Below are 18,598 nucleotides of genomic sequence, written 5' to 3' on the forward strand. Positions count from 1 at the left end.
ACAGGGGAGAAGGAGGAGCTATAACCTCCCAGGTAATTGAATTCGTGCCCTCCCGGCCCTAGTCATTCCTCCATGATCACATCGCAAACCTCCGCTGGCAGCCTGATCCGCGAATGGCGCACGCGGCGGCGAATGAGCCAGCTCGACCTCGCCATGGAGGCCGATATCTCGCAGCGGCATCTCTCCTTCGTCGAAAGCGGCCGCGCCCAGCCGTCGCGCGACATGGTGCTGCATCTGGCCGAGCAGCTGTCGATCCCGTTGCGCCAGCGCAACCAGCTCTTGCTCGCTGCGGGCTTCGCGCCGAGCTTCAGCGAGAAGCCGCTGAGCGACAAAACGCTGGCGCCGGCGATGGCCGCCGTCGAGACCGTGCTCAAGGGCCACGAGCCGTTCCCGGCGCTTGCGGTGGACCGGCACTGGAACCTCGTTTCGGCCAATGCGGCGATAGCCCCGTTCCTTGCGGATATTTCCGAGCCGTCCCTGCTCGCGCAGCCGGTCAATGTGCTGAGGCTCAGTCTCCATCCGGGCGGAGTGGCGCCGCGCATCGTCAACCTGGCAGAGTGGCGGGCACATCTTCTCGAACGGCTGAAGCATCAGAACGACGCCACCGGCGATCCGGTGCTGATCGAGCTGGAGCGCGAGTTGCGCACCTATCCGTCCGGCCTGAAGAGCAGCCGGCCGGCGCCGGTCGAACCGAGCGGTATCGTTCATCCGCTCAGGCTTGCGCATGGCGATACCGTGCTTTCCTTCATCAGCACGATTACGGTGTTCGGCACGCCGCTCGATGTCACCCTGTCGGAACTGGCGATCGAATCGTTTTTCCCGGCGGATGAGCAGACCCGGGCGGTGCTGGTGCGGCTCGCGAAGGAACGGGGCGCGACAAAGTCTTAGCTAGATGCAGCTTTCAAAAGTCCGGCGGGACAGCGCCCCCCTCTGGCCTGCCGGCCATCTCCCCCTCAAGGGGGGAGATTAGCGGTTTCGCCGCCTTCGCCAATCTCCAACATTGCAGGATGGGCGGAACGCTGAAGCTTCCAATCTCCCCCCTTGAGGGGGAGATGGCCGGCAGGCCAGAGGGGGGTGTGACGGAACTCGGCCTTTGAGGCTTTCTTTAAAACACTTCACCCCTGCGGCGGCGCGGCTGTCCTGGTGCGCGTGCGCTCCAGGCCGAGCTGCCGCTCGCGCCAGATGATGAAGATGCCGGCGGCGACCACGATCACGCCTCCGATCAGCGTGTTGAGCGAGGTCACGTCGCCGAACACGAAATAGCCGACGACGACGCCGAGGATCATCGAGGTGTATTCGAAGGGCGCAACGACCGAGGCTTCGGCGTGGCGGTAGGCGGCCGTCATCAGGATCTGGCCGAGCCCGCCGCCGAAACCAGCGACGACAAGCAGCGCGGCTTGCATCGGCGTCAGCGCCTGCCAGCCGAAGGGCAGCGTGAAAAGCGACAGCACTGAAGCCGTCGAGGAGAACCACAGCACGATGGTCGCCGTCTTCTCCGTCTGGACGAGATTGCGCACCAGAAGCATGGCGACGGCCGAAATCGCCGCGGCGATCAGCGCGGCCATGACGCCGAGCGCCTCCTGGTCGTCGAGGCCTTGATCGGAATTGAGCAGCGTCAGTTCCGGCCAGGAGATGATCAGCACGCCGGCAAGGCCGACCGCAACCGCGCTCCAGCGGTAGACGCGGATCGTCTCGCCGAGGAAGACCGAGGAGAACACCACGACCAGCAGCGGCTGGGCGTAATTCAGCGTGATAGCCTCCGGTAGCGGCAACCTGGTCAGCGCGAAGAAGCCAAGCCCCATGGCGCCGACGCCGACGACGCCGCGCGCAATATGGTTGAACGGCCGCCTGGTCGTGAATGCAGTGGCGAGCTCTCCTTTGAAGGCCAGGAAGGCGATGATCGGGAAGATGGCGAAGAAGGAGCGGAAGAAGACGATCTGCCCGGCGGGCACGTCGCCGGCCGCCTTGATGCAGGTCTGCATGCCAACGAAGATCGTCACCGAGACGATCTTCAGCGTAATGCCGCGCAGCGTGTTGTGGCCGACGGCATGATCGACGGTCATCGTGCCTCGTAGGAGATGGTCGGAAAACGAAGCCGCAAATGAGGCCTTTGCGCAGTTTTGTCGAGTGGCCGTTTCGTGTAAAGAGCGCGCACCTCAAAATTCTTGGACCAGCAAAGACTGCTGTCCGCTTGAAATCGATCGGAAAACCAACGGAATGCGCACCGATACCGGCCATGTCTTCAAGCTAGAAGACTATCGCCCCAGCGACTATCTCATCCCCAGGGTCAGCCTGGACTTCCGCCTGTCGCCGGACGCCACCCTCGTCACCGCGCTGCTCACCATCGAGCGGCGTGAGGGCGTCGCCGCGTCGGCGCCGCTGATGCTCGACGGCGACGGGCTGACGCTGCTTGGCGTTGCCATCGACGGGCATGCGCTTCAGGCCAGCGACTACGAGGCGACACCGGACCGGCTGACGATCCCGAAGCCGCCGGCAGCGCCGCGCTTCGAGCTTCGCCTGGAGACCGAGATCGCGCCTTCACGCAACGAGGCACTGATGGGCCTCTATCGCTCCAACAACGTCTATTGCACGCAATGCGAGGCCGAGGGCTTTCGCCGCATCACCTATTTCCTCGACCGTCCCGATATCCTTTCGGTCTACACCGTGCGCATCGAGGCCCCGCACAACGAGGCGCCGCTGCTGCTTTCAAACGGCAATCCCGTCGACCACGGCGCGCTCGCCAACGGCCGGCACTACGCGGTCTGGCACGACCCCTTCCCCAAACCCTCCTATCTTTTCGCGCTGGTGGCCGGCGCGCTTGGCAAGGTGCCAGGCAGCTTCACCACCATGTCCGGCCGAAACGTCGAGCTCGGCATCTATGTCGAGCCGGGCAAGGAAGGGCTTGCCGGCTACGCGATGGACGCGCTGAAGCGCTCGATGAAATGGGACGAGGAAGCCTTCGGCCGCGAATACGACCTCGACGTCTTCAACATCGTCGCCGTGTCCGACTTCAACATGGGCGCGATGGAGAACAAGGGCCTCAATGTCTTCAACGACAAATATGTGCTGGCCGACGAGGAGACCGCGACGGATGCCGATTTCGCCAATATCGAGGCGATCATCGCGCATGAATATTTTCACAATTGGACTGGCAACAGAATCACTTGCCGCGACTGGTTCCAGCTCTGCCTGAAGGAAGGCCTGACGGTTTACCGCGACCACGAATTCTCCGCCGACCAGCGCTCGCGGGCGGTGAAGCGCATCGCCGAGGTGCGCACGCTGCGCGCGCATCAGTTCCCGGAAGACCAGGGGCCGCTGGCGCACCCGGTCAGGCCGCGCCGCTACCGCGAGATCAACAATTTCTACACGGCGACCGTCTATGAGAAGGGTTCCGAAGTGGTGCGCATGATCCGCACCATACTTGGGCCGGAAACCTTCCGCGCCGGCATGGACCTCTATTTCGAGCGGCATGACGGCGAGGCCGCTACGATCGAGGACTTCCTGAAAGTGTTCGAGGACGTCTCTGGCAGAGACCTGGCGCAATTCGCGCTCTGGTATCATCAGGCCGGCACGCCGAACCTGACGGTGAGCTCCGCGCACAATCCGGCGGCCAAGGAATTCACGCTGGAGATCGAGCAGTCGGTGCCGCCGACGCCGTCGGAAAGCCGCAAGCGGCTGATGCATATTCCCCTCGCGTTCGGACTTGTCGGCGCCGGCGGCAAGCCGGTCGTCTGGACCGCCGTCGAGGGCGCAACGGTAGATGATGGCGTCATCCATATCCGCAAGCGCCGGCACACGGTGCGCTTCCTGGGCGTTTCGGAACGGCCCTCGGTGTCGCTCAACCGCGGCTTCTCGGCGCCGATCACGCTGTCGGTGCAGCAGAAGGCCGACGACCAGTTCTTCCTCGCGGCGCATGACAACGATGCCTTCTCGCGTTGGCAGGCGTTCAACACGTTGCTGACCGACGCGCTGATCGCGGCCTTCCGTCAGATCCTCGGCGGCAGGCAGCCGGTCTTTGTGACGCGGCTCGCCGAGCTTGCCGGCAGGATTGCCGGCGACGAGACGCTCGAGCCGGCCTACCGGGCGCTGGCGCTGTCGCTCCCCGGCGAGGCCGACATTGCCCGCGACATCGGCAAGGGTATCGACCCCGACGCCATCCTTGCCGCGCGCGAGGCGCTGGCGCGGGCGATCGCCGAGGCAAACCGCGAGGCCTTCCTGGTGCTCTATGACAGCCTTGCCGACAAGGGTCCGTTCAGTCCGGACGCGGCGAGCGCCGGACGCAGGGCGCTCCGCAACATCCTGCTCGACTATCTTTCGCTGCTGCCGGGAGGCACCGCCCTCGCCGTGCGACACTTCACTGCCGCCACCAACATGACCGACCGCGCCGCGGCCCTCGCCGTTCTGGCGCATCGCCATTCGGGCACGGCGGAGGCCGAGGAGGCGCTGGTTGCCTTCGAGGCCCGCTATCGCGGCGACGCGCTGGTGCTCGACAAATGGTTCCAGATCCAGGCCAGCGTGCCCGGCGCGAAGACCGTCGACAAGGTGCGGACACTGATGCAGCACCCTGCCTTCTCGATCGCCAATCCGAACCGGGTGCGTTCATTGATCGGCACCTTCTCCAGCGCCAACCAGACCGGCTTCCACCGCCCCGACGGCGAAGGCTACCGCTTCTTTGCCGAAACGGTGCTGGAGGTGGAGAAGCGCAATCCGCAAGTGGCGGCAAGGCTCGCAACGGCGCTACGGTCCTGGCGCTCGCTGGAACCCGGACGGCAAGCCAGGGCCAGGGAAGCGCTGCTCGACATGGCGAAGGTCGAGAACCTGTCGGCGGATTTGCGCGATATCGTGGAACGGACGTTGGCGTAATGCTCTTCCTTCTCCCCTTGTTGTGGGAGAAGGAAAGGCGAAACGACAAATTTCAATCAACTTTTAATCTTTTTCGCCCGCGCCTCTGGACAAGGCGAATCAGCTTTGATTCTTTAATGGCGATTCGGGCGTGCGGCGTAGCCGGATCATCCAAGTATACGGCAGATCGGGGAGTGCCATTTATGGCCAAGGCGGACGCGTGGGGCGCGCCCGGAGGGAAGGCTTTTGCGCAGCGTAAGGCAAGAAGCGATGGACTTGCCGGCAATGCGCGCCTGATCGCCGAACCCACTTATCAGCGGCTCTTGGCCGCCGAGCCGTTGCTGCGCCGATCGATCCCGGCGCTGATCGTCATTTTCCTCGTCGTCATCGCGGCACTGCGCTTCCTGTCGCTGATGAACGAGCATGACGAGGTCGAGCGCGACGCCAAGGCGGTGCTGGCGCTGGCCGCCGGGCAAATGGCTCAGGCGATCACCGCGGACCCCAACGCGGCCGGCGCCAATGCCATCAGCCTCCTGGAAAGCACCAGCCGCCAGGGCGCCATGAGCCGTGCGCATGTGCTTGCCATCACCGACGCCGCTTTCAAGGTCGTTGCCGTCTCGCCATTGTCGACGGGCTGGCAGGGCCGCACGCTCGACAGCCTCGTGCTGGGCGGGCAACCGCTGTTCATGTTCGGCGACCGCGCCGGCGTGATGGATGTCAGCATCGGCGGACAGGACTGGTTTGCCGCCGTCAGCCTCGCCGGCGATCACAGACACGCAGCCGCCGTGCTCGTGCCGCAGGAAGCGGTGTTCGACAGCTGGCGCAAGTCGGTGTCGCTCAACGTCACGCTGTTCGTGCTGACGGCGGGCGTGCTGATCGTCATCCTCTACGCCTATTTCGGCCAGGCAGCGCGTGCCCAGGCGGCGGACCGCATCTACCTCGAGGCGCATCAGCGCATCGACATGGCGCTTGTGCGCGGCCGCTGCGGCCTGTGGGACTGGGACATGGTGCGCGGCAAGATGTACTGGTCGCGCTCGATGTACGACATGCTGGGCTACGAGCCCTGCGAATCCATGCTCTCCTTCGGCGCGGTCGACGAGATCATCCACCCCGACGACGGCGACCTGTTCGACCTCGCCAACCGCATCGTCGAGCGCGAGATCGACCATATCGACCAGGTTTTCCGCATGCGCCACGCCGACGGACAGTGGGTATGGATGCGGGCCCGCGCGCAGGTGATCGACCCGCAAGCCCCGGAGATCCAGCTGATCGGCATCGCCGTCGACGTCACCGAGCAGCGGCATCTGGCGCTGCGTTCGGAAGCGGCCGACATGCGGCTCAGGACCGCGATCGAGAACATCAACGAATCCTTCGTGCTTTGGGATGCCGCCGAGCGGCTGATCATGTGCAACTCGAAGTTCCAGAAGGACAACGGGCTATCGGACCGCGACGTCGTGCCGGGCGTCGTTCGCGACGCGCTGGAGGAGCGGATGTTGGCCTTCGCCTCGGAGCGCAGGCTCGCCAATGCCAACGGGCCGCAGGGCGGCGTCAGCTTCGAGCGGCAGCTCGCCGACGGCCGCTGGCTGCAGGTCAACGAGCTCAGGACCCGCGACGGCGGCATCGTCTCGGTCGGCTCGGACATCACCCAGATCAAGCTGCACCAGGAAAAGCTGGTCGACAGCGAGCGCCGGCTGATGGCGACGATCCACGATCTCAGCCTTGCGCGCCGCGCCGAAGAGGAACGCGCCAGCGAACTGGTCGAGCTCAACCGCAAATACATGAAGGAAACCGAGCGCGCCGAGGCAGCCAATCGCGCTAAGTCGGAGTTCCTCGCCAACATGTCGCATGAATTGCGCACGCCGCTCAATGCCATCATCGGCTTCTCCGAGCTGATGCAGCGGGGCCTGTTCGGGCCGCTCGGCTCCGAGCGTTACGAGGAATACGCAACCGACATCAACGGCAGCGGCAAATACCTTCTCGGCGTCATCAACGACATTCTCGACATGTCGAAGATCGAAGCCGGCCAGTTCTCGCTCGACCGCGAGGAGATCGACCTTTGCCCGCTGATCAAGGAAACGGTGCGGGTGATCTCGCTGCAGGCGGCGGAAAAGTCGATCAATGTCGAGACGCGCATCGCCGACTCGATGCGGCTCTACGCCGACCGCCGCGCGATCAAGCAGATCGCCATCAACCTGCTCTCCAACGCAGTGAAATTCACCGGACAGGGCGGCAAGATCACGGTCAGGGCGCGCAACACGTCAGGGGCGCTGCTGCTCACCATCGAGGACAATGGCTGCGGCATCCCCAAGCCGGCGCTGAGCAAGCTCGGCCGGCCCTTCGAGCAGGTGCAGAACCAGTTCTCCAAGAACCACACCGGCTCGGGTCTTGGACTCGCCATCTCGCGCTCGCTGGCAGAGCTGCAGGGCGGCGCGCTGAAGATCCGCTCGACCGAAGGTGTCGGAACCATCGTGTCGGTGCGCATTCCGCTGAAGAAAGCGCCGCTTTCGGTGAAGGCTGCGGCCTGACCCAACCAGCAATCCGCGGCTGCTAGAACAGGCTTGAAAAAGTTATCTATTTTATCTATTTTGGATAAGAGGTGACTTCCCATGCGCGTAACATCGACCGAATTCCAGCAGAATGTCGGCCGCTTCCAGGATGCTGCTCAGCGGGCGCCGGTCGCGATAACGAAAAACGGCCGGACCCACACGGTGCTTCTTTCGGCAGCAATGTTCGAAGTGCTGGTCAAGGGACGGGTCGCCCGGCCCATCGAAGAACTCGATGACGAGACGCTGAAGGCTATCGCCGAGAGCGCGGTGCCTTCCCAGCATGACGAGCTGGGCCAGATGCTTAAAGACTGGACGCCGTGAGCCTGCCCAAGCCTGTTCCCGGCCTGGTGATCTCCTATTCCTACCTATGGTCGGATGAACACAGGCAAGGCGTCGAAGAGGGACGCAAGAACAGACCCTGCGCCATCGTTGCAGCGCCGGATCGTGGAAAGTCGCGAGGTGGTGACGGTCGTTCCAATCACCCACTCGCCCCCAGCCGACCCCGCCGACGCAATAGAGATGCCCGCGCCTCTCAAGGCTCATTTGGGGCTCGACGACATGCCCTCCTGGATCTTGGTGAGCGAAACCAACGATTTCCTCTGGCCGGGTCCCGATCTCAGACCGGGAAGCAGTCCTTCCCGCTTCCACTACGGCATGCTGCCGCCCCGCTTCTACGCCTATCTGCGCGACCGAATTCTGCAGGCGCATGCGCGCCGTAAACTCCGCCAGGTTCAACGCACCGAATAGCTGCGCGGCCTCAAGACTCACACCCGTGCCTTCTCCAGCGCCTCGGCAAGCTCGGCGACGGTCAGTCTTCCGCCTTTGTCGGCGGCGAGCTTCCTCAGTTGTGTGTCCACGGCAGCGGAAAACTGGTCGAAACTGATGGCGCCGTCGGAACCTCGTATTGCCTTGCCGTCGCGCAGGCGCTCGCCGGTGTTGTTATCGGCATAGGCCGCGCTGCCGACAGCACCGGCCAGCGCCACGAAGGCAAAGGCAAGTTTGATGGATTTCTTCATGGGGTTTCTCCTGTTGCATCTTCACCCCGGATGCGGCCAGTCGCTCGTGTCGACGCGCCCGCGCGAAGCAAAAGGTCGAAGTCCTTCCTGACCTTCCGCGACGTCTCCTTGAGATGCGCTTCCAGCACAGCGAAATCCGGCAGGTCGGTGACCGCCAGGAGCAGATCCGAAAGCCCCGGCGGGACATCATCGCGCTGGAACTCGCCGGTGAGGCAAAGCCTGATCATCTGGGTCAGCGCCAGATAGAGCCGGTAGGCCTCGCCAAGCTCTTCACGTACATCGACGGCCGCGAACCGGGGGGCCAGCCGCGCCAGCACGTCCGCCGTCGCCGTTGCGCGCCTGCCCGGTTCGATTCCGCCGGTGATGACCGCGACCTGGGCAATGAATTCCAGATCGATGAGCCCGCCGGGGATCAGCTTGATGTCCCAGAGATCGCGCGGCGGCTTCTCCTTGTCGATCAATCCCCGCATCTCGGAGGCATCCGCCTTCACTTTGGCGGCGTCGCGCGGCTGCGCCAGTACGGTCGCCACCTCGTTATCGAGTTCGGTGCAGAGTTCGGCGTCACCGCCGATGGCGCGGGCCCGCGCCAGCGCCATGTGCTCCCAGGTCCAGGCATCGTGACGCTGATATTTCTTGAACGCGTCGATATGGGTGGCGACCGGCCCCTTGTTGCCTGACGGGCGCAGACGCAGGTCCAACTCATAGAGCACGCCTTCAGCCGTCGGCGCCGCAACGGCGGCGATCAGGCGCTGCGTCATGCGGGTATAGTAGTGCGAAGGCGCCAGCGGCTTCTCGCCGTCGGAGTCCTCGGCGTCCGGGTCATGGTCGTAGAGCAGGATGAGATCGACATCCGAACCGGCGGTGAGCTCGCGGCTGCCGAGCTTGCCCATGCCGAGCAGGGCCACCCTGCCGCCTGCGATCCTGCCGTGGCGCAGCGCGAATTCGGCGATCACCGCTTGAAGTGCCGCCTCGATGGTGAGGTCGGCTAGGTCCGAAAAGGCGCGCCCCGCCCGCGCGGGATCGATAGAGCCGGCAAGCAGGCGCACGCCGATCAGGAATTTCTGCTCGGAGGCGAAGATGCGCAGGCGGTCGAGCACGTCCTCATAGGCGCGGCCGCCGTCGATGAAGGCTGCAAGCCGCGCCGAGAGATAGGCGCGTTCAGGGAGTTCGGTCAGCAGCGCCGGATCGAGCAGGCCATCAAAGACGTGCGGGCGGCGCGTGATGATGGCGGCAAGCCGTGGCGCCGCGCCCATGATCGTCGCCATCAGCTTCAGCAGTGCCGGGTTCGACTGCAGCAGCGAGAAAAGCTGGATGCCCGCCGGCAGGCCGGCGAGGAATTCGTCGAAGCGCATCAGCGCCTCGTCGGCGCGGCGCGTCTGACCGAAAGCCTTGAGCAACGCCGGCGTCAGTTCGGTCAGCCTCTCGCGCGCCTCCGCCGACTGGGTGACGCGGTAGCGGCCGAAATGCCAGCCGCGGATGACGCGGCAGATGTCGCTCGGCCGCTGGAAGCCCAGGCGATCCAGCGTCTGCAGCGTGTCGGGATCGTCGACATCGCCGGTGAAGACCAGGTTGCCGACGCCGGCCGAGAGTTCGGGCGCGGTTTCGAACAGCGCCGCATAATGGCGCTCGACCTGCTGCAGCGAGGCGCGGAACGCCTCGGTGAATTCCACCTCGCCGGCAAAACCCAGCATCAGCGCGATGCGTTCCAGTTCCTCGTCGCTGTCCGGCAAGATGTGCGTCTGCTCGTCCGCCACCATCTGGATGGCGTGCTCGACACGGCGCAGGAACCAGTATTGGCGCGTGAGCGCATCGCGGGCATCGGCGGTGATCCAGCCGCGCGCGGCAAGCGCTGCCAGCATCGGCACCGTCTCGCGGCCACGCAGTTCGGGAAACCGGCCGCCGGCGATGAGCTGCTGGGTCTGGACGAAGAACTCGATCTCGCGGATGCCGCCGCGGCCGAGCTTGACGTTGTGGCCCTTCACCGCGATCTCGCCATGGCCCTTGTGGGCATGGATCTGGCGCTTGATGGAATGGACGTCGGCGATCGCCGCGTAGTCCATGTATTTGCGCCAGACATAGGGCTGCAATTCCTTGAGGAAGGCAGCGCCCGCGGCAAGGTCGCCGGCAACCGTCCGCGCCTTGATCATGGCGGCGCGTTCCCAGTTCTGGCCGCGCGCCTCGTAATAGCGAAGCGCCGCCTCGACCGGGATCGCCAGCGGCGTCGAGCCGGGATCGGGGCGCAGCCTCAGATCGGTGCGGAAGACGTAGCCATGCTCGGTGCGATCCTGCAGGATGCGCACCAGACGACGGGTAAGGCGCGCGAACAGCTCCGTCGCATCGAGCGGATCGACGATTGCCGGCGCCTCCGGATCGAAGAACACGACGAGGTCGATGTCGGAGGAAAAATTCAACTCATGCGCGCCGAGCTTGCCCATGCCGAGCAGAATCCAGCCTGAATCCCGGGCCGGCGCAGTTGGATTCGGCAGCTTGAGCTTGCCTTGCCGATGCGCGTCAAGCAGCAGGAAATCGACGGCGGCGCATGTGCAGGCGTCGGCAAGATCGCTGAGGCGGCGCACTGTCACCGAGGTCTCCGCCTCGCCCGAAAGATCGGCCAGCGCGATCAGCAAATGCGCTTCGGCCTTCCATTGCCGCAGCGCCTTCATCAGGCCCGGTTCCGAGGCATCGTCCGCCTTGGCTGCACCGCCGATCGCCTCGCCTATGGCGCCGAGCCGCGCCTCGATCGTCTGGTCGAACAGCGTGTCGAGAATTGCCGGCCGGCGGCGCGCCACATCGCGCAGGAAGGGCGAGAGGTCGAAGGCGGCCGCCAGCGTGTCCTGAAGCGGCCCCTCGCCCGCCAGGAATGCAGCGAGACGGGAAAGGCCTTCTTCCCCGGCGGCATCGGCGATTTCCGACAGTTCGCGTCGGGCACGATCCGCGTCCAGCGGCCGGAGCACCAATGTCGGGCTAAGCCGCCATTCGAATTCGACTTTTTTCTTCGCCATTGTCCTCGCCGTCAATGCGTCTCCCGTAGCGGGAAACTCATGACCACGGACAATCCGGGATTGGCGGGCAAAAGATCAAGCCTGCCGTTGTGGAAAGTCATGATCGCCTTGGCGAGGCTGAGGCCCAGGCCAGAGCCCGGTTGCGAGCGGCTCTTCTCCAGACGCACGAAGCGCTCGGTGGCCCGGGCACGGTCGGCGTTGTCCGGGATGCCGTGGCCGTTGTCGGTGACGGTAAGCTTGAACTCATGTCGGGCGCGTTCCAGCGCCACACGCACTTTCGGCGTCTCGGCAGCGCCGGTCGAGTATTTGATGGCGTTGTCGACGATGTTGGACAGCGCCTGGCCGATCAGCTCGCGGTTGCCGTTGATCGTGAAGGCCTCGGGCACTGTCGTTTCCAGCGCGACGCCTGCTTCCTCCGCCACCGGCTCGTAGAGGTCGACGACGTCGCTCACCGTGGCGGCGAGATCGACGGGACCAGTCTGTTCCGAGGAGTAGCCGGCCTCGAGGCGCGAGATCATCAGGATGGCGTTGAACGTCTTGATGAGCTGGTCGGACTCCGCGATCGTGCCTTCCAGCGCCTGGCGGTAGTCTTGCGTCTTGTGCCTGCCGGCAAGCGTCGCTTCGGCCCGGTTGCGCAGCCTGGTCAGTGGCGTCTTCAGGTCATGGGCGATGTTGTCGGAGACCTGCTTCAGCCCCTCGTTCAGCATGGCGATCCTGGCCAGCATCGAATTGAGGTTTTCCGACAGGCGATCGAATTCGTCGCCGGCGCCGGTGACCGGCAACCGTCCGGACAAGTCGCCGCCCATGATCCGGCGGCTGGCGTCCGAGACGCTGTCGATGCGCTTCAGCGCGGCGCGCCCGACAAAGAACCAGATCAGGATGCCGCCCAGGCCCATCATGCCAAGCGCCAAGGTCAGCGAACGGCGGATGACGGCGCGGAAGCGTTCGGGCTCGCCGAGGTCGCGGCCGACCAGCAAGATCATCTGGTTGGGGAGCCTCAGCACCAGCGCGATGGCGTTGTGGCCCTTCTCACCCTCGGACTGCGCGCCCCCCCCACCGGCCTGCGGCGCGGTCTGGTCTCCGCTGCGCAACCGGTCGAGCTCGCCCTCGCCGAAGCGCTGGTAGGAAAAGGGTTCGGTCGTCCAACCTTCCGTCTCGATGACCCCCGGCTCCAGGCTCTGCACGTTGCCGGTCAGGATCTGGCCGTTGGCATCGGCAATCAGGTAGAGGTTGGCGCCGGGCTGGCGCGAGCGGCCCTCGACCACGCGCACCAGCAATGGCAGGCCGCCGTTCTGGTAGGCGCGGCCCAAACCTAATATCTCATCATTGATGGTGTCTTTGGTTTGCGTGGTCAGCATGCTTGCCGACAGCGACGTCATGTAGAAGACCAGCAGCACGGCGCAGAGAGCGAAAAGCAGGAAATACAGCGCCGAAAGCCGGGCCGCCGTCGTCCTCATGATGGCCGGCAGGGAAAGAGCCATGATCGGCCTTACCCGCCTTTCAGCATATAGCCGGCGCCGCGGATCGTATGCAGGATCGGCTTGTCGAAGCCTTTTTCGATCTTGCCGCGCAGGCGCGAGACGTGGACGTCGATGACGTTGGTCTGCGGATCGAAATGATAGTCCCAGACATTTTCCAGAAGCATGGTGCGCGTCACCACCTGGCCGGCGTGGCGCATCAGATATTCGAGCAGGCGGAACTCGCGCGGCTGCAAAGTGATCTCGCGCCCGGCGCGCTTGACCGAATGCGACAGCCGGTCGAGCTCCAGGTCGCCGACGCGGTAGACGGTCTCCGACTCGCGCGCGCTGGCGCGGCGGTTCAGCACCTCGACGCGGGCGAGCAATTCGGAAAAAGCGTACGGTTTGGTGAGGTAATCGTCGCCGCCGGCGCGCAGGCCGGTGACGCGGTCGTCGACCTCGCCCAGCGCCGACAGGATCAACACCGGCGTGGTGTTGCCGCGCGAGCGAAGTGCCGCGATCACCGACAGGCCGTCGCGGCGCGGCATCAGGCGGTCGACCACCATCACGTCATAGTCCCCGGCATCGGCAAGCGCGAAGCCGGTCTCGCCGTCGCCGGCGACATGGGCGGTGTGCCCCGCCTCGGCGAAGGCTTTCTGCAAGTAATCCGCTGCCTCGCGATCGTCTTCCATGACGAGAATCTTCATGGGACCGTTATACGCGATTTCATTGGAAGTTTGAGGGGCGGTCATTGGCCCTTGCCCTTAAGTTAAAGCGGCAGCGGGTGATGGGAAACCCGCTGCCGCCAGGAGCGAAACACGGTGACTGACTAACGTGCTCGGCCCCATGTTTTCCCCACGGCGGCTCGGGGGTGTTGATACCGCCGCAGGGAAGATCAGCCCTTGCCGACCGGGAGCGCCACGAAGCGGTTCGAGTCGTCGCGGGTGATCTGCATCAGCACCGCCTTGCGGCCGGCCTTGGCGGCGTCCGTCATCGCTTTCGACACGTCGTCGGTGGTGTTCACATCGTTCGAGTTGATCGAGGTGATGACGTCGCCCGGCTGGATGCCGCGGTCGGCAGCGTCGCTGTCGGGATCGACATCGGTGACCACCAGGCCCTTGCCGTTTTCCGCCTTGGTGACGGTCAGGCCGAGATCGGACAGCGTGTCGGCCTTGGCGGCGGGCGCCGACTGCTTGTTGTTGTCGTCGTTCGAGGCCTGCTTGTCGCTTGCGGGCAGCGTGCCGAGATCGACCTTGACCGTCTCGTCCTTGCCGTTGCGCCAGACGGTGACATCGACCGATTTGCCCGGCGCGAATGCGCCGATCAGGCGGGCGAGCTCCTTCGGCGAGGCGACATCCTTGCCGTCGACTTGGGTGATGACGTCACCGGCGACGATACCCGCCTTCTTGCCCGGACCGGCATCCTGAGCGCTCGAGACCAGCGCGCCCTTGTCCGATTTCAGGCCGAGCGACTCGGCGATGTCGGAGGTGACCGGCTGGATCTCGACGCCGAGCCAGCCGCGCTGGACGGAGCCGCTCTTCATCAGGTCCTGGACGACCTGCTTGGCGGTCGAGGCCGGGATGTCGAAGGCAATGCCGACGCTGCCGCCCGACGGCGAGAAGATGGCAGTGTTGATGCCGATCACCTGGCCGTTGAGGTTGAAGGTCGGGCCGCCCGAATTGCCGCGGTTGACCGAAGCGTCGATCTGGATGAAGTCGTCATAAGGGCCGGCGCCGATGTCGCGGCCGCGGGCCGAAACGATGCCGGCGGTGACGGTGCCGCCGAGGCCGAACGGATTGCCCACGGCAACCACCCAGTCGCCGATGCGGACCTTGGAATCGTCGGCGAAGTCGACATAGGTGAACTTGTTGCCGCCGGCATCGACCTTCAGCACGGCGAGATCGGTGCGCGGATCGGTGCCGATCAGCTTGGCGTCGAGCTCCTTGCCGTCATTGGTGACGACGGTGAAGTCGGAGCCTTCCGAGACCACGTGGTTGTTGGTGACGAGATAGCCGTCCTCGGAAATGAAGAAGCCCGAACCCTGCGCGACCGGGCGCGGCTCGCCATTGCCATGGTCGCGATGGTTGAAGCGGCGCATGCCGAACTGGCCGCCCGGGCCTTGATCGCCGAAGCCGCGGAACTGCTTGAAGAACTGGCGCAGCTGCGGATTGTCGGGCAGGTTGTCGAAGCCGTCCTGATCGTCGGAGCTATCGTCGGCCGTCGGCTGGATCTTGGCCTTGACCTTGACGCTGACCACCGCCGGCGAGACATGCTCGACGACATCGGCGAAGCTCGGCATCTGCGGGGCTTCGACGCGCACGGCATCGGCCAGCACGGGCGCCGTGCCCGTGGCAAGCGCGCCCGCGCCGACCGCACCGACAACGGCAAGGGACGCTGCAGCCGCCATCAGACGCTTGCGGGTGCTGGAATATGAATTGGGGGCAATATTCATGGGGTTCTTATCCTCTATCGACGCGGATGCGCTCAGGCGAAGCATCCTCGGGCAAGAGGATTAGAGAGCCGAACATTACGGCGCCATTTCCGGTACATGAAAGTTTTGTAATGTTGGCGACGATGACCACGGGTCTGCCGCGCTCGAGGCTTGGCAGAAGCACCTGCGACTTCGTCATTCCAGGGCGAAGCAGGAGCGAAGCTCCGCCGCGGAGGCCCTGCAATCCATGCCGTTACCTCGTGCGAGGGGCGCCACGGAGCAGAATTCTGGACGGCCTCGAAGTCACGGAATGGATCCTCGGGTCTGCGCCGCGTCGCTTCGCTCCTTGCTCCGCCCGTGGATGACGACGGCACGGGGGCTTCGACCATCTTCCGAGGTCTGCAATTCTTGCGTCAGTTTCGCAATATCTTTTCAAGCGCCGCCTGCTCGTCGGCGCTCAGGGTGCTATCCGATGCCGAACGCCGCGACCGGGCGCTGACGATGATGAACAGGCCGCCGACCAGAAGCAGGAGCACCGGCGTGCCCCACAAGAGCGCGTTGCGCAGGCTGAAGCGCGGCTTGAGCAGCACGAACTCGCCATAGCGCGAGACGATGTAGTTCATCACCTGCTGGTCGGTGTCGCCGGCGACAAGGCGCTGGCGCACGAGGATGCGCAGGTCGCGGGCAAGATCGGCATCGGATTCGTCGATCGACTGGTTCTGGCAGACCATGCAGCGCAGGCCTTCGGACAGCGCGCGCGCCCTCGCCTCCAGTGCCGGATCCTGCAACACCTCGTCCGGCTTCACCGCCAAGGCGGAGCCGGCGAAGAGCAGCGCCAGCAGCAGGACCAGCGAGGCGAGTGAAAACCTTGCCCTCATGTCGGGCTCGGCAAGGCGGCCGCCGGCTTGCGCCGCCTTGCCGGCGCGCCGACGCGCAGGCGGCGGTCGAGCAGCGACATGGCGGCGCCCGCCATCATCACCAGGCCGCCGCCCCAGATCAGCGTCACCAGCGGCTTCCACCACAGGCGCACGACGACGGAGCCGTCATTGTTCTCGTCGCCGAGCGACAGATAAAGCTGGCTCAAGCCCAAGGTCCTGATGCCGGATTCGGTCGTCACAGACTGGCGGACCGGATAGAAGCGCTTGGCCGAGGTGATCACGCCATCTTCATTGCCGTCCGAGATCAGCAGGAAGCGGCCGCGATCCTCGGTGAAGTTCGGGCCTTTCCGCGGGGAGAGCCCTTCGAAGCGCAGCGTGTAGCCGGAGAGCTCCACCGTCTCGCCGGGGCGCATCGAGAGGATTTTTTCGGTGCCGAAGCAGAGCGTGCCGACGATGCCGAGCAAGGTCAGCCCAAGGCCGAGATGCGCAAGCGCCGTGCCGAAGACCGAGCGCGGTAGACCGGCGAAGCGGCGAAGCATGACGGCCGGCGCCACGGAGCCGAAACCGGATTTGACGGCAAGGTCGGTCAGCGCGCCGGCGACCAGCCAGACAGCGAGACCGACGCCGAGCGCGGCGAACACCGAAGCGCCGTCGATGAACAGGCCCGTGACCAGCATCGTGGCGATCGCCAACGCGAAGGCCGCCATCAGACGCTGCGAGGCGGCAATGACGTCGCCGCGCTTCCAGGCGAGCAACGGGCCAAACGGCACGATCGCAAGCAGCGGCAGCATCAGCGGGCCGAAGGTCAGGTCGAAGAACGGCGCGCCGACCGAGATCTTGCCGCCGGTCAGAGCCTCCAGCGCCAGCGGGTAGAGCGTGCCGACGAGCACCGTCGCGGTGGCGGTGGTCAGGAAGAGGTTGTTCAGCACCAGCGCACCCTCGCGCGAGATCGGGTGGAACAGGCCGCCCGCGGTCAGCCGCGACGCGCGCAGCGCAAACAGCGACAGCGAGCCGCCGATGAACAGCGTCAGGATGCACAGGATGAAGACGCCGCGCGCCGGATCGGTGGCGAAGGCATGCACGGAGGTAAGCACGCCGGAGCGCACTAGGAAGGTACCGAGCAGCGACAGCGAGAAGGTGAGGATGGCAAGCAGCAGCGTCCAGATCTTCAGCGCCGAGCGCTTTTCCATGACGATCGCCGAATGGAGCAGCGCGGTGCCGGCAAGCCAGGGCATGAAGGAGGCGTTCTCGACCGGGTCCCAGAACCAGAAGCCGCCCCAGCCGAGCTCGTAATAGGCCCAGTAGGATCCCATGGCGATGCCGCCGGTGAGGAACATCCAGGCGACCAGCGTCCACGGCCGCACCCAGCGCGCCCAGGAGGCGTCGATGCGGCCTTCGATCAGCGCCGCAACCGAGAAGGAGAAGCAGATGGAGAAGCCGACATAGCCGAGATAGAGCATCGGCGGATGGATGGCGAGGCCGAGGTCCTGCAGGACCGGGTTGAGGTCGCGGCCTTCGATCGGCGCCGGATTGAGGCGGGTAAACGGATTGGAGGTCGCCAGGATGAACAGGAAGAAGGCGGCGCCGATCATGCCCTGCACGGCAAGCACATTGGCCTTGAGCGTCGCCGGCAGGTTGTTGCCGAAGACGGCGACGAGTGCGCCGAAGAAGGTCAGGATCAGCACCCACAGCAGCATCGAGCCTTCGTGGTTTCCCCAGGTGCCGGTGATCTTGTAGATCATCGGCTGCAGCGAATGGGAGTTCTCCCAGACGCTCGCCACCGAGAAGTCAGAGCCGGCATAGGCGCTCGCGAGCACGGCGAAGGACAGCGCTGTAAGCGCAAAGCCAGTGACGGTGACCGGACCGCCGACCGCCATCAGCCGCTGGTTGCCGGTGCGGGCGCCGACGAGCGGCACCAGCATCTGCACCAGCGACAGCGCGAAGGCGAGAACAAGGGCGAAATGTCCGGTCTCTACCATTGTCAGTTCGTGCTTTCCTGCCAGACGCCCTTGGCCTTCAGGCCATCGGCGACTTCCTTGGGCATATAGCGCTCGTCATGCTTGGCCAGGACGCTGTCGGCGATGAACACGCCGTCGGGACCGAAAGCGCCCTCGGTGATGACGCCCTGCTCCTCGCGGAACAGATCGGGCAGGATGCCGGTATAGGTGACCTTGACCGATTTCTGCTTGTCGGTGACCGAGAAGGCCACGGTGGCGCCCTGCCCGCGCACGATGGTGCCCTTCTCGACCAGGCCGCCGAGCCGGATGCGCTGCCCTGGCGGCACGCTTGCTGCCGCAAGATCGGCCGGCATGTAGAAATAGGACGCTTTCTGGCCGAGCGCATAGAAGGTGAGCCCGGTCGCGGCGGCGAGGAAAGCCAGCCCCGCCAGGATCACCGACATTCGCTTCTGCTTGCGCGTCATTGCC

At 65.1% G+C, this 18,598-nt stretch carries 14 protein-coding genes; 5 read left to right on the forward strand and 9 right to left on the reverse strand.

The annotated features are described in order from the left end of the window. Nucleotides 1-72: 72 nt before the first annotated feature. Nucleotides 73-888: a helix-turn-helix domain-containing protein gene (locus tag AC0L2L_RS11955; RefSeq protein ID WP_473578540.1), complete on the forward strand. Its 816-nt coding sequence runs from the start codon at nt 73-75 to the stop codon at nt 886-888. Between the two features lie 227 nt (nt 889-1,115). On the opposite strand, the gene AC0L2L_RS11960 is transcribed toward AC0L2L_RS11955, so the two are convergent. Further along, nucleotides 1,116-2,063, reverse strand: a complete 948-nt coding sequence (locus AC0L2L_RS11960) for a DMT family transporter (RefSeq protein ID WP_473578542.1) — start codon at nt 2,061-2,063, stop codon at nt 1,116-1,118. A 154-nt stretch (nt 2,064-2,217) separates the two neighbouring features. On the opposite strand from AC0L2L_RS11960, the gene pepN reads away from it, so the two are divergent. The 4 genes from pepN (at nt 2,218) to AC0L2L_RS11980 (ending at nt 8,135) form a co-directional block, all read left to right on the forward strand. Continuing rightward, the gene (pepN, locus tag AC0L2L_RS11965; RefSeq protein ID WP_473578544.1) at nt 2,218-4,863 is read left to right on the forward strand and encodes an aminopeptidase N; all 2,646 of its coding nucleotides are present in this window, start codon (nt 2,218-2,220) and stop codon (nt 4,861-4,863) included. A 182-nt stretch (nt 4,864-5,045) separates the two neighbouring features. Next, the gene (locus AC0L2L_RS11970) at nt 5,046-7,367 is read left to right on the forward strand and encodes a PAS domain-containing sensor histidine kinase (protein WP_473578546.1); all 2,322 of its coding nucleotides are present in this window, start codon (nt 5,046-5,048) and stop codon (nt 7,365-7,367) included. Between the two features lie 81 nt (nt 7,368-7,448). Then, nucleotides 7,449-7,709 (forward strand): type II toxin-antitoxin system prevent-host-death family antitoxin, encoded by a 261-nt coding sequence (locus AC0L2L_RS11975; RefSeq protein ID WP_473578547.1) that lies wholly within the window; start codon nt 7,449-7,451, stop codon nt 7,707-7,709. A 138-nt stretch (nt 7,710-7,847) separates the two neighbouring features. After that, a complete protein-coding gene (locus AC0L2L_RS11980) occupies nt 7,848-8,135 on the forward strand; it encodes a hypothetical protein (protein WP_473578549.1) in 288 nt (95 codons plus the stop codon). 17 nt (nt 8,136-8,152) lie between these two features. Here the strand turns inward: AC0L2L_RS11980 and AC0L2L_RS11985 are convergent, their stop codons facing one another. From AC0L2L_RS11985 to ccmE, 8 genes are all read right to left on the reverse strand, one after another. Further along, a complete protein-coding gene (locus AC0L2L_RS11985) occupies nt 8,153-8,404 on the reverse strand; it encodes a hypothetical protein (protein ID WP_473578551.1) in 252 nt (83 codons plus the stop codon). Continuing rightward, a complete protein-coding gene (locus tag AC0L2L_RS11990) occupies nt 8,401-11,406 on the reverse strand; it encodes a bifunctional [glutamine synthetase] adenylyltransferase/[glutamine synthetase]-adenylyl-L-tyrosine phosphorylase (protein ID WP_473578553.1) in 3,006 nt (1,001 codons plus the stop codon). The genes AC0L2L_RS11985 and AC0L2L_RS11990 overlap by 4 nt, the downstream gene beginning before the upstream one ends. Nucleotides 11,407-11,417: 11 nt before the next feature. Beyond that, nucleotides 11,418-12,887, reverse strand: a complete 1,470-nt coding sequence (locus AC0L2L_RS11995; RefSeq protein ID WP_473578554.1) for a sensor histidine kinase — start codon at nt 12,885-12,887, stop codon at nt 11,418-11,420. An 8-nt stretch (nt 12,888-12,895) separates the two neighbouring features. Next, nucleotides 12,896-13,570 (reverse strand): response regulator transcription factor, encoded by a 675-nt coding sequence (locus tag AC0L2L_RS12000; RefSeq protein WP_040991372.1) that lies wholly within the window; start codon nt 13,568-13,570, stop codon nt 12,896-12,898. A gap of 188 nt (nt 13,571-13,758) precedes the next feature. Then, nucleotides 13,759-15,315, reverse strand: coding sequence for a Do family serine endopeptidase (locus AC0L2L_RS12005; protein WP_473578555.1), 1,557 nt, complete (start codon nt 15,313-15,315; stop codon nt 13,759-13,761). Between the two features lie 392 nt (nt 15,316-15,707). After that, the gene (locus AC0L2L_RS12010; RefSeq protein WP_473578556.1) at nt 15,708-16,172 is read right to left on the reverse strand and encodes a cytochrome c-type biogenesis protein; all 465 of its coding nucleotides are present in this window, start codon (nt 16,170-16,172) and stop codon (nt 15,708-15,710) included. Further along, nucleotides 16,169-18,151 carry a heme lyase CcmF/NrfE family subunit gene (locus AC0L2L_RS12015; protein WP_473578557.1) on the reverse strand — a complete coding sequence of 661 codons (1,983 nt, stop codon included), beginning with the start codon at nt 18,149-18,151 and terminating at the stop codon, nt 16,169-16,171. The genes AC0L2L_RS12010 and AC0L2L_RS12015 overlap by 4 nt, the downstream gene beginning before the upstream one ends. Nucleotides 18,152-18,153: 2 nt before the next feature. Beyond that, complete coding sequence (gene ccmE / locus AC0L2L_RS12020) at nt 18,154-18,594, reverse strand: cytochrome c maturation protein CcmE (protein WP_473578558.1); 441 nt, start codon at nt 18,592-18,594, stop codon at nt 18,154-18,156. Nucleotides 18,595-18,598: the final 4 nt, after the last annotated feature.

This window comes from Mesorhizobium sp. WSM4832 (genome assembly GCF_055811115.1).

Excerpts from the sequence above, each read along its gene's own strand:
- AC0L2L_RS11995 (WP_473578554.1), bottom strand. The coding sequence starts at position 12,887 with ATGGCTCTTTCCCTGCCGGCCATCATGAGGACGACGGCGGCCCGGCTT.
- AC0L2L_RS11970 (WP_473578546.1), top strand. The coding sequence starts at position 5,046 with ATGGCCAAGGCGGACGCGTGGGGCGCGCCCGGAGGGAAGGCTTTTGCG.
- pepN (WP_473578544.1), top strand. The coding sequence starts at position 2,218 with ATGCGCACCGATACCGGCCATGTCTTCAAGCTAGAAGACTATCGCCCC.
- AC0L2L_RS12010 (WP_473578556.1), bottom strand. The coding sequence starts at position 16,172 with ATGAGGGCAAGGTTTTCACTCGCCTCGCTGGTCCTGCTGCTGGCGCTG.
- AC0L2L_RS11990 (WP_473578553.1), bottom strand. The coding sequence starts at position 11,406 with ATGGCGAAGAAAAAAGTCGAATTCGAATGGCGGCTTAGCCCGACATTG.
- AC0L2L_RS12015 (WP_473578557.1), bottom strand. The coding sequence starts at position 18,151 with ATGGTAGAGACCGGACATTTCGCCCTTGTTCTCGCCTTCGCGCTGTCG.
- AC0L2L_RS11985 (WP_473578551.1), bottom strand. The coding sequence starts at position 8,404 with ATGAAGAAATCCATCAAACTTGCCTTTGCCTTCGTGGCGCTGGCCGGT.
- ccmE (WP_473578558.1), bottom strand. The coding sequence starts at position 18,594 with ATGACGCGCAAGCAGAAGCGAATGTCGGTGATCCTGGCGGGGCTGGCT.
- AC0L2L_RS11955 (WP_473578540.1), top strand. The coding sequence starts at position 73 with ATGATCACATCGCAAACCTCCGCTGGCAGCCTGATCCGCGAATGGCGC.
- AC0L2L_RS11975 (WP_473578547.1), top strand. The coding sequence starts at position 7,449 with ATGCGCGTAACATCGACCGAATTCCAGCAGAATGTCGGCCGCTTCCAG.
- AC0L2L_RS11960 (WP_473578542.1), bottom strand. The coding sequence starts at position 2,063 with ATGACCGTCGATCATGCCGTCGGCCACAACACGCTGCGCGGCATTACG.
- AC0L2L_RS12000 (WP_040991372.1), bottom strand. The coding sequence starts at position 13,570 with ATGAAGATTCTCGTCATGGAAGACGATCGCGAGGCAGCGGATTACTTG.
- AC0L2L_RS12005 (WP_473578555.1), bottom strand. The coding sequence starts at position 15,315 with ATGAATATTGCCCCCAATTCATATTCCAGCACCCGCAAGCGTCTGATG.